Here is a 13,625-nt window from a genome sequence, read left to right on the forward strand (position 1 = left end):
CAGCTAAGGGAAATGGGGTCAGCGGCGCACGCCGTCACGCGCGAGGCGCTCGCGCAGTACGTCGATTTCGACGGTCAGGTCGGTGTTGTTGTCGAGCAGGAGCTTTTGCGTCTTGTCGCCAAAGCTCTCTTCGAGATCGGTGAGCAGCATCATGAAATCGCTGCGCGCCTGGGTGTCGCGGCTGCGCGCGTAGATGTCGGCGAATTTCACCGCCGCATCGCGCGCACCCAGCAGGTAGACGCCCATGTATTTCTTGGCCGCCGTGAGGTCCCGGGGGTCATCCTCGACCACCCTCAATAGCTCACGCGCCTTGTCGGTGAACCGCTCCACCCGCGCCTCGACCTGCCGGTCTCCTGCGCGTTTCACGGCGTCCTGCATGCCGCGCAAGTGGCTTTCGGCCTCCTTCACGGCGCGTGCCACCCGGTCCTGCTGGAAGGTGTCGACGCCCTCCATGCCTTTGGATTTGAGCGGGTCGATGCCAAAGGCCGCCGCGTGCAGCACGGTCGCCACCGCCCCGATGATAAACGGCGCGATGATCTGGGCGGCGCCGGCATGTGCGACAACGGCAAACGCCGCGCCGAACCCTGTCAGCGCACTGGCAAAGATCTTGCGCGGAATGGCCGGGCGCCGGGCGACCTTGCGGCTGTGGTACTCCGCCTCCGCCCTCAGCCCGTCGCGCAGGAGCCAGGCCGCCAGCGTCAGCGCAGCCGCGCCAAGCAGCCCCGCCGCCATGGTGAACGCGCCATCGGTGATCGTGGTGAACAGCAGCACGACGCCAGGCACAAACAGCACGTTGCTCCGCGCCCCCGCCGGATCGACACGCGCCGTCTCGAACGCCTCCGCCCTGGGACGTTCATCGCCCTCAGTGCTGCCGCCGGGGGAGTACTTGCCGCCAAACCTCTGTGCCATCACAGCCCTCCCAGCCAGCCGGAGCTGACACCGAACAGGACGACGATGAGCGCCACATAGGCGATCTTTTGCAAGGCAGTTCCGGTCATCGGCAGCTTTCCCCGGGGGTCACGACAAGCCTAGGCGCACCAGCGCAGGCGTCAAGGATCAGTGGCGCGCGCCGGTGCGGCGCTCGTGGTTGAGCTTACGTGTGTATCCCGACTGGATGATTTCAACCGCCACCAGCACAATTACGCTGAAATAAAAGGTGGTCTTGGACATCGGAATGACCTCGTAGCCAAAGAGCTTGAGCGCCAGCGCCTTGGCCTCGTCATGCGGCACACCCACGCTTTCGACGCCATGCACCGCGGCCTGACCCGCCTCCCCGAGGAGCACGACCCCGACGATCAGCAGGATGAAAAGGCCCAGCACCTCGTACATCCGGTTCTTTTCGAGAAACCGCGTGACCCCGTCCGCAAGCAGCAGCATCGCCGCGCCCGAGAGCAGGATCGCCGTCGCCAAAAGCACGAAGACATCCGTGATCGCCAGCGCCGAGAGCACCGAGTCAAAGGAAAAGATGAGGTTCATCAACACGATGAGCATCACGACCTGCACGGCGGACTTGCCCGACTTGGCCTCCACATCGGTCGAAAGGTCATGGATTGTCAGCATGTGGCTGATCTCCTTCACCGCAGTATAGATGATGAAGATCCCGCCGACGACGAACACACAGGTGGCAAAGTTCACGCCCCCCTCGATCCACCCGCCGGGTTCGAAGACGTGAAACGGCTCGGCCAGCGCGTCGATCAGCTGGATCATGGTAAATAGCAGCACGATCCGCAGCAGCACCGCCAGAATGATCCCCCAGCGCCGCACCGCCGCCTGCTGCGCCACCGGCGCGCGCTGGCTCTCGATCGAGATGTAAAGCAGGTTGTCGAACCCCAGCACCGCCTGCAGAAAGATCAGCATCACGAGGTTGCCGAGGTTCTCGGGTGTCAAAAGGTCGGCCATGCGCGGTCCCCCGGGGTATTTGTCTTTTTACGTCCGGCCAAGCTTAACCCTTAGCCGCAAGAAAGGGCAGAGCGGCTTTACGGGGACTTTCGCCCACCGTCTCTCCGTCGCGGCCCGCGTCTGGGTTTGGGTTTGGCCTCGGGCGGCTGCTCCAGCCCCAGCTGGTCGCGCACCACGCGGCGCCGCACTTCCTCCACCGCGCCGGGCTTGAGCTGCCCCAGCTGGAACGGCCCGTAGGACACCCGGATCAGCCGGTTCACGCTCAGGTCCACCGCCGCCATGGCCCGCCGGATCTCCCGGTTCTTGCCCTCGCGCAGCGCCACCGTCACCCAGGCATTCGCGCCCTGCTGCCGGTCGAGCGTGACCTGCATCGGCTGAAACCGCTCGCCATCGGCGGTAATCCCCTCGCGCAAAGGCGCAAAGGTCGCGTCCGTCGGCGCGCCATGCACGCGCACACGGTACTTGCGCAGCCAGCCCGTACTCGGCAACTCCAGCTTGCGCTTGACCCCGCCGTCGTTGGTGAGCAGCAAAAGCCCCTCGGAGTTGAGATCGAGCCGCCCCACGCTCACCACCCGCGGCATCCCCTCCGGCAGATCGTCAAAGATCGTCGGCCGCCCCTCGGGATCCTTATGCGTGGTCACAACCCCCACCGGCTTGTGATAAAGCCACAGCCGCTCCGGCTCGGGCGCGCCGAGCAGCTTGCCATCCACCGCCACCTTGTCCGCGTCTGTCACGTTGAGCGCCGGGCTGTCGATGACCTTGCCGTTCACCGCAACGCGCCCCGCCAGAACCATGCGCTCTGCCTCGCGGCGCGAGGCCACGCCGCTGCGCGCGAGAACCTTTGCGATCCGGTCGCCGGGATGTTGAGAAGCTGCCATGGCCTCGCCTATACCTGCGCACCATGACTTGCGCCAGACAACCTTCCACCGGAAAGAGCTTCGCCAGCCACATGCCCCGCGCCCTCGCGCTGGCCGAAGAGGCTGCAAAGCACGGCGAAGTCCCCGTCGGCGCCGTCATCTCAGATGGCGCGCGGATCATCGCAGAGGCCCGCAACCAGATGCGCGCCCTCAAGGACCCCACGGCGCACGCTGAAGTCCTCGCCATCCGCGCCGCCTGCCAGACCCTCGGCACCGAACGCCTCACCGGCCTGACCCTTACCGTCACGCTGGAACCCTGCCCGATGTGCGCCGCCGCCATCAGCCACGCGCGCCTCGCCCGCCTGATCTACGCCGCCGCCGACCCAAAATCAGGCGGCATCGCCCAAGGCCCGCGCCTCTTCACCCACCCCCAATGCCACCACGTCCCCGAAGTCATCGACGGCATCCAGGCCGCCGAAGCCGAGGCCCAACTCAAAGCCTTTTTCGCGCAGCTCAGATCTTCTTCTGGCTAAAAATATCCCGGGGTTTGGGGCAGAGCCCCAAGAGATGGGGGTGTGGGGGCCTGCCCCCACAGATGAGAGCGCGTCAGCTCCGCTCTGTCAGTTCCACTTCGCAAGCGGCGGGAGGGACATGAGCACCGCATTCGCGTCATGCCCGGTCTCGAGCCCGAACTTGGTACCGCGGTCGTAGACAAGGTTGTACTCGGCATAAAGCCCGCGGTGGCGCAGCTGTGCGTCGCGCTCTTCCTCGCCCCAGGCATCGCCGATTCGCTTCTCGACCAGCGGCAGGTAAGCCGGCAGGAACGCCCGCCCGATGTCCTGGGTCAGGGCAAAATCAGCCTCCCAGTCGCCGGTGTTGCGATCATCCATGAAGATGCCGCCGACCCCGCGCGCGCGACCCCGGTGCGGGACAAAGAAATACTCGTCCGCCCAAGCCTTCAGCTTGGGGTAGAGCTCCTCCCCATGCGGGTCGAGATGCGCCTTTTGCGTGGCGTGAAAATGCGCCGTGTCCTCGTCGTACTCGAGGCAGGGGTTCAAGTCCGAACCGCCCCCGAACCACCAGGCATGGGGCGTCCAGAACATGCGCGTGTTCATGTGCACCGCCGGGCAGTGCGGGTTCTGCATATGCGCCACCAGACTGATGCCGGAGGCCCAGAAACGCGGATCGCTCTCCATGCCCGGCACGCCGCGTGCGGCCATCGCCTTTTGCGCGCGCGCGCCAAGCGTGCCGTATACTGTGGAGACGTTCACGCCGACCTTTTCAAAGACCGCGCCTCCGCGCATCACGCTCATCAGCCCGCCGCCCGCGTCACTGCCATCCTCGGCCGTGCGCCGCGTCTCGGAGACGTCAAAGGCACCCGGCCCGCTCTCGCCGGCATACCTGGTCTCGAGCCCTTCGAAGGCCGCCACGATGTCGTCTCTGAGCTGCCGGAACCAGGCGCTGGCGCGGGTCTTTTCAGCGTCGAATTGCATGGTCATGGCGCGCGGCTCCTGTCAGATCTTTCTGACAGGTATCATGTCACAAATGGCGCAACAACGGAAAGGCGCTAATGCGCCGCGGCGCTTACCGGATCAAGGAGCGAGCGCCCGCCGTCGACCGTCATCACCTGGCCCGTGACAAAACCCGCCGCCTCGGAGGCGAGAAAGCGCACCGCTTCGGCCAACTCCCCGGGGCTTGCGATGCGGTGGAGCGGGGTGATGTCCTCGATCTCCTCGCGGGCCTGAGAATCCTCGCGGAGCGCGCCCTGCAGGCTCGCGCTCATCACGCTGCCGATGGCCACGGCGTTCACCCGGATCCGGTGCGGCGCGAGCGCCACCGCCATCGAGCGGGTCATCTGATCCAAGGCCGCCGTGGACACGGCATACCCGAGCAATTCGGGATGCACCCGGCGCGCGGCAATCGACGAGATGTTCACGATCGCGCCCGCCTGTTTGACGTCGCGCCCGTCGGCCTGCTTGATCATCCGCCGTGCCACGGCCTGCGTGATCCGGTAGGCGGTCATGAAGTTCTGCTCGATCAGCGTGTCCACCGACGTATCCTCGGGATCGAGCGGATCGGTCGGCATCACCTGACGGCTCGCGTTCACGAGGATGTCGACCTGATCGAACGCCTCGATGGTTGCCGACAGCAGGTTCGCCACCGTCAGCCGCTTGCGCAGATCGCCGGCAAAGTAGCGCATCTCGCCCTCGTCGGGTGCATCTCCCAGCTCGTCGGCAAGGCGTTTTTCGTCCATGTCCGCAAGCATGACATTCGCGCCCGCTTCGGCCATGTGCCGCGCCAGCGCCAGACCCACGCCGTTCGCGGCGCCTGTGATGATGGCGGTCTTGCCTTCGATGGAAATCGCCATGTGGCCTCCTCAGCGCCCGCGACGCGGAGCCCGCGCGGTCAGCACTTTGTACCCATTTGTCACCGTAACGGTGTCGACCTGTGCAAAGGCCCTGTCCAGCGTTTCTTCGTACGGCAAATGCCGGTTGGCCACCATCCACAGCGTGCCGCGCGGGCCAAGCGCTCGTGCCGCCGCCGTCACAAACGCCTGCCCGAGGTCCGGCGTCGCCGCGCGCCCGGTGTGGAATGGCGGGTTCATCACCACCGTGTCGAGCCGGTCTGGCGCGCGCCACGTCGTTGCGTCTTCCCAGTGAAACTGCGCGCGCGCGTCGGCGACATTGACCTTGGCACAGCTGAGCGCGGTATGGTCGGCCTCCACCAGGTGCAGCGTTTCAACGCCCTCCCGCGCTAGGACCTGTCGTGCCACGTACCCCCAGCCCGCACCAAGGTCTGCAACGCGCGGTCCAAGCTTGTCCGGCAAAGCCTCTGCCAGCAGCGCCGAGCCCGGGTCGATCCCATCGGCTGAAAAGACGCCGGGCGCCACAGCGAATCCCTCGACGGGCGGCGGTGGCGGAGGCGCAAGCGCTGCAATCTGATCGCTTGGCGCGCACCAGAAGAGCTTCCCGTGTCCCTTGGAGAGCGTGCCATCGAGTGCCGAGACCTTGCGCAAAGCCTTGAGGATCGACTCGACGCCGTCCGTCTTTTGCCCGTCGATCACCAGCGTTTGTGTCGCGATCTCTGCCGCCTTGGCCACCCAGGTCAGTGCAAGCGCCTTGGCGCGGGGCAGGCAGACAACGACGGTCTCCGCGCGCTCCGGCCAGTCCGTCCGCACACGCCAGCCCGCACCTTCAAGCACCGCAAAATCGGGATAAAACGTCGACAGCAGAGTCGCGGATGCCCGGTCCAGCGCGCTCAGGTCCTGGCCGCGCACCGCACCGACCACCAGCACGTCACCGGTCAGGTCGAGCCCGGCCTCCGTCGCCAACGCCAACCGTGCGGACACCGCCCGGCTATTCCTTTTCCATGGTGCATTGCAGCGGGTGCTGGTGCTTGCGCGCAAAATCCATCACCTGCGCCACCTTGGTCTCCGCGATCTCGTGGCTGAAAACACCCACCACCGCGACACCTTTCTTGTGGACCGTCAGCATGATCTCGAAGGACTGCGAATGGCTGAGGCCGAAAAACCGCTCGAGCACATGCACCACGAACTCCATCGGCGTGTAGTCGTCATTGAGCAGCAGCACCTTGTAGAGCGGCGGACGCTTTGTTTTGGGTTTGACCTTGGTCGCAAGATCAATGTCCGTCCCATCCAGGTCGTCGGACATCTTGTCAGCCATCAAGGTCGGGTGCAGCATCATCGAACAGCCTGGCGCGGTTGCGTGTCAGAGCGCTCTATATAATGTACGGGGCCTGTCAGAAAAGAGCCGAAGGCCATGGGGATGCAGATGCCTGCCAAAAACATCACCACCGTCGGCTTTGATGCGGACGACACGCTTTGGCACAACGAAAAGTTCTTTCGCCTCACGCAGGCGCGCTTTGCCGACCTCTTGCGCCCCTATGCGGAGGCGGAGGCGCTGGATGCGCGGCTGGAGGCGGCCGAGCGGCGCAACCTGGGGCGCTACGGGTTCGGGATCAAAGGGTTTGTCCTGTCGATGATCGAAACCGCGCTCGACGTGACCGAGGATCGGGTGCCGGCCTCCGTGATCCGCGCGCTGATCGATGCAGGCCACGAGATGCTGGAACACCCGATCGAGCTCCTCCCGCACGCGCGGGAGGCGGTGGAGGCTGCCGCCGAGACACACCGCGTTCTGCTGATCACCAAGGGGGACCTGATCGATCAGGAGCGCAAGCTGGCACAGTCGGGGCTGGGCGAGCTTTTTGCTGCTGTCGAGATCGTCTCGGACAAGCAGACCGCGCAGTACACCCGCATCTTTGACCGGCACGGAGACGGCGCGGCGCGCGGCGTGATGGTCGGAAATTCGATGAAGTCCGACGTGCTGCCGATGATCGACGCGGGCGGGTGGGGCGTGTTCGTGCCGCAAGACCTGGCCTGGCACCTCGAGCACGCGGACGCCCCCGAAAACCAGCCGCGATTCATCGAGATGACGGACCTCTCCGAGCTGCCGGATTGGCTCGCGCAGCAGGGGTGAAGCCCGCCCCATTCGCGCCACATTCCGCCGCAGTTTCGCCCCATTGGCTGTCCTTGCGGTCTGCTGCTTTCAAAGCGCAATATTTTGCGGTGTTGCAAGCGGCCACTGCACAAAAAATGTTTGAAATGAGGAGTTTATTCAAACCTCTTTAGGTGCTAGCTTTCGGGTAATTATAAAGCTCATCGGAGCAAATCCGGGGGCGCGAGGCAGAGATATAGGCAGGTCACCCGTGACGGAACGCTTTCGAGTGTCCGCCCGAGCAGGGCTCATTTTCATGTCGCTTTTGTGGATGCTCCTTTTGGTGCCGGCATCCGTGAAATCCGCGCCCTACGCGGCGATGGTGATGGATGCGCGCACCGGCGAGGTCCTGCACGCGCGCAACGCCGACACCCGGCTGCACCCGGCGTCACTGACCAAGATGATGACGCTCTACGTCGTCTTTCAGGCGGTGCAGAACGGCGAGATCACGATGGACACGCGCGTGCGCGTCTCAAAGAAAGCCGCCGCCGAGCCGCCCTCCAAACTGGGTCTGAAACCCGGCCAGCGGATCAAGCTGCGCTATCTGGTGCGCGCCGCTGCAGTGCGGTCCGCCAACGACGCCTCCACCGCAATTGCCGAGGCGATCTCGGGCTCCGAGGCGGCTTTTGCCCGCCGGATGAACCGCACGGCCAAGCAGCTCGGGATGACCCGCACGACCTTCAAGAACGCGCACGGCCTGACCGAGACCGGGCATATGTCGACCGCGCGGGACATGACGATCCTGGGGCGGCATGTGATTTATGACTACCCGCAGTACTACAACCTCTTTTCGCGCAAGACCGCCGACGCGGGCGTGCGCCACGTCAGCCACACCAACAGCCGCCTTTTGTCGAACTACAAGGGCGCCGACGGGATCAAGACAGGTTACACCCGCGCCGCCGGGTTCAACCTCGTCGCCTCCGCCGAGCGCGGACGGGAGCGGGTGCTCGCAACGGTCTTCGGCGGGCGCTCGACGGCAACGCGCAACGCACGCGTGGCCGAGCTGTTGGACATGGGGTTCAAACGGGCGCCGACCCGCGTGGCGCTCCGCAAACCCAAGATGCCGGCCTATCGCGGCCCGGGTCCGCAAGGCGCCACGCTGACCGCCAAGGCGGTCCCGGTTCAGAAAAAGCCCGGCAGCGCCGGCAAGACGCTCCGCGTGGTCGGCGCGGTAAAGACATCGCTCCGCCCGCAGGCGCGCGCGGTCCCCGACACCTCGGTCGTTGTGGCGGCTGTGGCGCAGGACCTGAACGCCGCGCTCGAGGCGACGCAGGCGCTCGCCGCCGCAGAGGCCGTGACCGAGGCTGCAAGCCCGGCTGTGGTCGAGGCCGTCGCGGTGACTGTCACGCCCGCGCCCACAGCGCCGACGCCGGAGCCCGTGCAAGTCGCAGCGACGCCCGCGCCTCAGCGCAGCGTCAAACCCTCCGCCCGCCCGGCGGCGCTGGTCCTTGCCGCAACAGGCGGGACTGCCGCGCGTGCGCCGGAGCCTCAGCGGCAGGCGGTGCAGGAAGTGGTCACGCGTCTGTCGACCTCCGGCGGCCGGCACTGGGGTGTCACGCTCGGCCGCTACCCCAGCCGCTTTGCCGCCGAAAAAGTGCTGCTCAAGACCGCTTTGGCTGAAACCAGCGTGCTCTCGGGCGGCGCGCGCCGCATCGTCAAGCGCTCCACCGGGTTCGAGGCGAATTTCACCGGGCTCAGCCGCGAGGACGCGGACCTGGCCTGCCGCCGCCTGCAAAGCCGCGGTGCGACCTGTTTCATGGTCGGCCCTGCTTCCTGAGCCGTGCCAGCGCACCAGACCATGCACAGCATTGCATGACAAAGAAAAAGGCCGCCCGGGAAGGGTCGGCCTGAGGTCTGTAGAACACTGAGGGAGTTATGGTTTGCGGTTACCCGCGCGCGTGCAGCGGGTGGCCCTTCGGCGCTGCATCCGCGCGTTTGACGGCGGCCACCGCGATCACGGCGCAGGGCAGGCAGAATGCGAGAGCCGCGTAGAGCATCGCCGCGCTGCCGAGGCTGAGGCCAAAGAGGAGCCAGCCGGTCACAGCCGCGAACGTGCCGGCAACACCGCCAAAGAGCATCGTGATAAGGGCCATGTCGTTCTCCTCAACCATCGTTGTGTTGAGGATCATATGGCCCTCCAATTCGGGCGAAGATGTGGCCACGTCGCGACCCCTTCTGGGTATCAAGGACAAATGCAGGCAGCCCGGGCCGCCTTTTCGGCAAAGTCCGGCGGTATCCGCGCCATTGATGACGAAATGGCGACGGTGGTGGGGGCGCGGCCGTGCAGCTATTTTTTTGCGCCTAGATTATAGCACCCGCCTGACAGGCACTGTCAGGCCGCGTCATGCTGAAGGCATGCCTCTGGCATGACCCGCCCCCGTCAAACCGTAGGTTTGCCTCCGGCAAAACGGGCGGCGCGATGCGCCACCCCGCGGGACGGCGCGTGAATGTCAGTTGTTCTTGAGCCAGCTATCGGTTGCCATATGAGGCAGAGCAAGCCCAACCCCCGTCAGGTCATCGCTGCACTCAAAAGCTCGCGCGCGTAGTCGGTCTGCGGATTGTGGAAGATCTCTTCGGCTTCGCCATGCTCGACCACATCCCCGCGCCGCATGACCATCACCTTGTGGCTCATCGCGCGGACCACCTTCAGGTCGTGGCTGATAAAAAGGTAGGCGAGGCCGTACTTGCGCTGCAAATCGCGCAAAAGGTCCACGATCTGCACCTGCACCGTCATGTCGAGCGCCGAGGTGGGCTCGTCGAGCACGACCAGCTTGGGGCGCAGGATCATGGCGCGGGCAATCGCGATGCGCTGGCGCTGGCCACCCGAGAACTCGTGCGGGTAGCGGTGCATCGTCGCCGGGTCGAGGCCGACCTCGCTCATCACCTGCGCCACCAAGGCTCGGGGGTTCTCACCGCCCTCGACCTTGTGGATGGACAGCCCCTCCGCGATGATCTGCTCGCAGGTCATGCGCGGCGAAAGGGAGCCGTAGGGGTCCTGGAACACGATCTGCATGTCGCGCCGCTTGCTGCGCAGCTTGCGGGTGGACCAGTCGCGGGCGTTCTCGCCGTCGAACCGGATCACCCCTTCGGAGCCGATCAGCCGCATCATGGCGAGCGCCAGCGTAGTCTTGCCCGAGCCGGATTCGCCCACGACCCCGAGCGTCTCTCCGGCGCGCACGGTAAAGGTCGCGTCGTTGACGGCCTTGACGTGACCCACGGTGCGTTTCAATAGGCCGCGCTGGATCGGGAACCAGATTTTGAGGTTCTCAGCACCCGCCACCACCTCCGCTCCCGGAGCGACAGGATCGGGGCTGCCGACCGAATGCGCGCTCAGCAGCTTTTGCGTGTAGGGATGCTGGGGCGCATCAAAGATCGCCGCCGTCGCACCGGTCTCGACGATCTCGCCGTCCTTCATCACGCAGACGCGGTCGGCAAAGCGGCGCACGATGCCGAGGTCGTGGGTGATGAAGAGCATCCCCATCCCCTCGCTGTCCTTGAGCTCGGAGAGCAGCTCGAGGATCTGCGCCTGGATCGTTACGTCGAGCGCCGTGGTCGGCTCGTCCGCAATCAGCACATCGGGTTTGTTGGCCAGCGCCATGGCGATCATCACGCGCTGGCGCTGCCCGCCCGACAGCTGGTGCGGGTAGGCGCCGAGCCGCTCTTCGGCGTTCTGGATGCCGACCTTGTGCAACAGGTCGAGGATACGGTCCCGCGCCTCCGCGCCCACGATGCCCTGGTGTAGCGCGAGGCTTTCGCCGAGCTGCTTTTCCAGCGTGTGCAGCGGGTTGAGAGAGGTCATCGGCTCCTGGAAGATGAACGAGATGTCGTTGCCGCGCACCTTGCGGAGGAGGCGCTCCTCGGCGCCCACCATCTCCTCGCCCTCATAGGTGACAGAGCCTTCGACGATGGCGTTCTCACCCAAGAGCGACACGGTGGAGAGGGCCGTCACGGACTTGCCCGAGCCGGACTCTCCCACCAGCGCCACGGTCTCCCCGCGGTTGACGCTGAACGAGACGCCTTTGACGGCGGGCGTGACTTTGCCATCGGCGCGAAAGGAGACGCGCAGGTCGGTGACGTCGAGGAGGCTCATTGAAAGGTCTTCCGAGGATCAAACGCGTCGCGCACGCCTTCGAAGATGAACACCAAAAGCGACAGCATGATCGCAAAGGTGAAGAAGGCGGTGAAGGCAAGCCAGGGCGCCTGCAGGTTCTGTTTCGCTTGCAGCGTCAGCTCCCCCAGCGAGGGCGCCGAGGCCGGCAGGCCGAACCCGAGAAAGTCGAGGGACGCGAGCGTGCCGATGGTGCCGGTCACGATGAAAGGCAGCATGGTCAGTGTCGCCACCATCGCGTTCGGCAGCATGTGCCGGAACATGATCGTCCAGTTGCTGACCCCCAGCGCCTTGGCCGCGCGCACGTATTCGAGGTTGCGGGCGCGCAGGAACTCGGCGCGCACCACGCCCACGAGCGCGGTCCAGCCAAAGAGGATGGTCAGGAACACAAGGAGCCAGAAGCTGCGCCCCAGGATCGCGAACATGATGATGATGATGTAGAGGGACGGCGTCGCCCCCCAAATCTCGATGATGCGCTGAAAGATCAGGTCCGTGCGTCCGCCGAAATACCCCTGCACCGCACCCGCGATGATGCCGATGATGGAGGCGGCGACGGTCACGATGATGGTGAACACGATCGACAGGCGGAAGCCGTAAAGCACGCGGGCAAAGACGTCCCGTTTGGTGTCGTCGGTGCCAAGGAGGTTTCCGTCACCCGGGGGCAGGGGGGCTGCGCCGGGGCGGTCGACAGAGGTGTCGTAGGAATAGGGGATCAGTGGCCAGAGCATCCAGCCTTCGTCGAAGTCGGTGGCCTGGAACGTGCCGGCCTCGATCTGCTCGACGATGCCCTCGGGGTCGTCAAAGCAGTCTTCGAGCCCGCCGGAGCGGATCAGGCAGCGGACCTCGATGTCGCGATAGGCGGCCTCGGTGCGAAAGTCGCCGCCGAACTCCGTCTCCGCGTAGAAGTTGAAGATCGGCATGTAGTAGCCGCCCCGGTACTCCACGAGGATCGGTTTGTCGTTGGCGATGAACTCGGCAAAGAGCGAGGCGACAAAGATGAACGAAAAGATGATCAGCGACCAGAACGCCCGCCCATTCTTGCGAAAGTTGCGCCAGCGCCGCTGGTTCAGCGGCGACATGGCAAAGCGTTTGGGCGCTTCCGGCACGGGCACCGGCTGGTCGTGCGGCGTCTCGGGAAGATCCGGTTTGGCAACCATGGCTCAGCCCTCCCGCCGTTCGAAGTCGATGCGCGGATCGACCAGCACATACATCAGGTCCGACAGGATCCCGACCACGAGGCCGATAAGACCGAACATGAAAAGCGTGCCAAAGATCACCGGGTAGTCGCGCGCCACCGCCGCCTCGAACCCCATGCGCCCCAGCCCGTCGAGCGAAAAGATCGTCTCGATGATGAGCGAGCCGGTGAAGAAGACACCGATGAACACCGCCGGGAAACCCGCGATCACAATCAGCATCGCGTTGCGGAAGACGTGGCCGTAAAGCACCCGGCTCTCGGGCAGGCCCTTGGCGCGGGCGGTCATGACGTACTGCTTCTTGATCTCGTCGAGAAAGGAGTTCTTCGTGAGCAAGGTGAGCGTCGCAAAGGCGGAGATCGTCAGCGCCGTTACCGGCAGGATCAGGTGCCAGATGTAGTCGGCAATCTTGCCGATAAAGCTGAGGTTCTCGAACCCGTCGGACGTCAGCCCACGTAGAGGGAAGATCTGGTAGTACGACCCGCCCGCAAAGAGCACGAGCAGGAGGATCGCGAAGAGAAAGCCCGGGATCGCGTAGGCCACGATGATCGCGCCCGACGTCCAGGTGTCAAAGGACGAGCCGTCCCGCACCGCCTTGCGGATGCCCAGCGGGATCGAGATGAGGTAGGCGATCAGCGTCGACCAAAGCCCCAGCGAGATCGACACGGGCATCTTTTCGAGCACCAGATCAACCACGGAGATCGAGCGGAAGTAGCTCTCCCCAAAGTCGAGGCGCATGTAATCCCAGAGCATCATGAAGAACCGCTCGAGCGGCGGCTTGTCGAGGCCGAACTGCTTTTCGAGCTCGGCGATGAACTCCTTGTCGAGCCCGCGCGCGCCGATGTACTCGCTGTCCGAGCCGAACGTCTCTTCCCCGACGTCGTTGCCGCCGCCGGAAAAGCTCTCGAACACATCCCCCTCGCCCTGCATCTGGGCAAGGATCTGCTCCACCGGTCCCCCCGGTACAAACTGCACCAGGGAAAAGTTAATGATCATGATCCCCAGAAGGGTGGGGATGATGAGCAGCAGACGTCTGAGGATGTAGGCGCCCATC

At 65.0% G+C, this 13,625-nt stretch carries 14 protein-coding genes; 3 read left to right on the top strand and 11 right to left on the bottom strand.

Features of this window, described 5'->3' with window-relative positions; genetic code table 11:
* Positions 1 to 18 precede the first annotated feature (18 nt).
* The 3 genes from ACU0B3_RS12895 to ACU0B3_RS12905 all read right to left on the bottom strand — a co-directional run bounded on the left by ACU0B3_RS12895 (position 19) and on the right by ACU0B3_RS12905 (position 2,777).
* Positions 19 to 909: a 5-bromo-4-chloroindolyl phosphate hydrolysis family protein gene (locus ACU0B3_RS12895; RefSeq protein WP_446261266.1), complete on the bottom strand. Its 891-nt coding sequence runs from the start codon at positions 907 to 909 to the stop codon at positions 19 to 21.
* A gap of 147 nt (positions 910 to 1,056) precedes the next feature.
* Positions 1,057 to 1,899, bottom strand: coding sequence for a TerC family protein (locus tag ACU0B3_RS12900; RefSeq protein WP_446261267.1), 843 nt, complete (start codon positions 1,897 to 1,899; stop codon positions 1,057 to 1,059).
* Between the two features lie 77 nt (positions 1,900 to 1,976).
* Positions 1,977 to 2,777 (bottom strand): pseudouridine synthase, encoded by an 801-nt coding sequence (locus ACU0B3_RS12905; protein ID WP_446261268.1) that lies wholly within the window; start codon positions 2,775 to 2,777, stop codon positions 1,977 to 1,979.
* Positions 2,778 to 2,848: 71 nt separating this feature from the next.
* Here ACU0B3_RS12905 and ACU0B3_RS12910 point away from each other — a divergent pair, with 71 nt between their 5' ends.
* On the top strand, positions 2,849 to 3,289 hold the full coding sequence (locus ACU0B3_RS12910) for a nucleoside deaminase (protein WP_446261269.1): 441 nt from the start codon (positions 2,849 to 2,851) through the stop codon (positions 3,287 to 3,289).
* Positions 3,290 to 3,376: 87 nt separating this feature from the next.
* Here ACU0B3_RS12910 and hemF read toward each other — a convergent pair whose 3' ends face one another.
* From hemF to clpS, 4 genes are all read right to left on the bottom strand, one after another.
* On the bottom strand, positions 3,377 to 4,255 hold the full coding sequence (gene hemF, locus ACU0B3_RS12915) for an oxygen-dependent coproporphyrinogen oxidase (protein WP_446261270.1): 879 nt from the start codon (positions 4,253 to 4,255) through the stop codon (positions 3,377 to 3,379).
* A 68-nt stretch (positions 4,256 to 4,323) separates the two neighbouring features.
* Positions 4,324 to 5,124, bottom strand: a complete 801-nt coding sequence (locus tag ACU0B3_RS12920; RefSeq protein ID WP_446261271.1) for an SDR family NAD(P)-dependent oxidoreductase — start codon at positions 5,122 to 5,124, stop codon at positions 4,324 to 4,326.
* A 9-nt stretch (positions 5,125 to 5,133) separates the two neighbouring features.
* Positions 5,134 to 6,105, bottom strand: coding sequence for a class I SAM-dependent methyltransferase (locus ACU0B3_RS12925; protein WP_446261272.1), 972 nt, complete (start codon positions 6,103 to 6,105; stop codon positions 5,134 to 5,136).
* Positions 6,106 to 6,112: 7 nt separating this feature from the next.
* Entirely contained in the window at positions 6,113 to 6,427 is a 315-nt protein-coding gene (clpS, locus tag ACU0B3_RS12930) for an ATP-dependent Clp protease adapter ClpS (RefSeq protein ID WP_446261273.1), read from the bottom strand.
* 120 nt (positions 6,428 to 6,547) lie between these two features.
* On the opposite strand from clpS, the gene ACU0B3_RS12935 reads away from it, so the two are divergent.
* Positions 6,548 to 7,252 carry an HAD family hydrolase gene (locus tag ACU0B3_RS12935; protein WP_446261274.1) on the top strand — a complete coding sequence of 235 codons (705 nt, stop codon included), beginning with the start codon at positions 6,548 to 6,550 and terminating at the stop codon, positions 7,250 to 7,252.
* A gap of 274 nt (positions 7,253 to 7,526) precedes the next feature.
* On the top strand, positions 7,527 to 9,047 hold the full coding sequence (locus ACU0B3_RS12940; protein ID WP_446261275.1) for a D-alanyl-D-alanine carboxypeptidase family protein: 1,521 nt from the start codon (positions 7,527 to 7,529) through the stop codon (positions 9,045 to 9,047).
* 109 nt (positions 9,048 to 9,156) lie between these two features.
* Here the strand turns inward: ACU0B3_RS12940 and ACU0B3_RS12945 are convergent, their stop codons facing one another.
* The 4 genes from ACU0B3_RS12945 to ACU0B3_RS12960 form a co-directional block, all read right to left on the bottom strand.
* Positions 9,157 to 9,399: a hypothetical protein gene (locus ACU0B3_RS12945; RefSeq protein WP_446261276.1), complete on the bottom strand. Its 243-nt coding sequence runs from the start codon at positions 9,397 to 9,399 to the stop codon at positions 9,157 to 9,159.
* A 380-nt stretch (positions 9,400 to 9,779) separates the two neighbouring features.
* Positions 9,780 to 11,360, bottom strand: a complete 1,581-nt coding sequence (locus ACU0B3_RS12950; RefSeq protein ID WP_446261277.1) for an ABC transporter ATP-binding protein — start codon at positions 11,358 to 11,360, stop codon at positions 9,780 to 9,782.
* The gene (locus ACU0B3_RS12955; protein WP_446261458.1) at positions 11,357 to 12,457 is read right to left on the bottom strand and encodes an ABC transporter permease; all 1,101 of its coding nucleotides are present in this window, start codon (positions 12,455 to 12,457) and stop codon (positions 11,357 to 11,359) included. The genes ACU0B3_RS12950 and ACU0B3_RS12955 overlap by 4 nt, the downstream gene beginning before the upstream one ends.
* A gap of 81 nt (positions 12,458 to 12,538) precedes the next feature.
* A complete protein-coding gene (locus tag ACU0B3_RS12960; RefSeq protein WP_446261278.1) occupies positions 12,539 to 13,624 on the bottom strand; it encodes a microcin C ABC transporter permease YejB in 1,086 nt (361 codons plus the stop codon).
* Between the last annotated feature and the right edge of the window lies 1 nt (position 13,625).

The sequence above is a fragment of the Pseudaestuariivita sp. genome, from assembly GCF_052825805.1.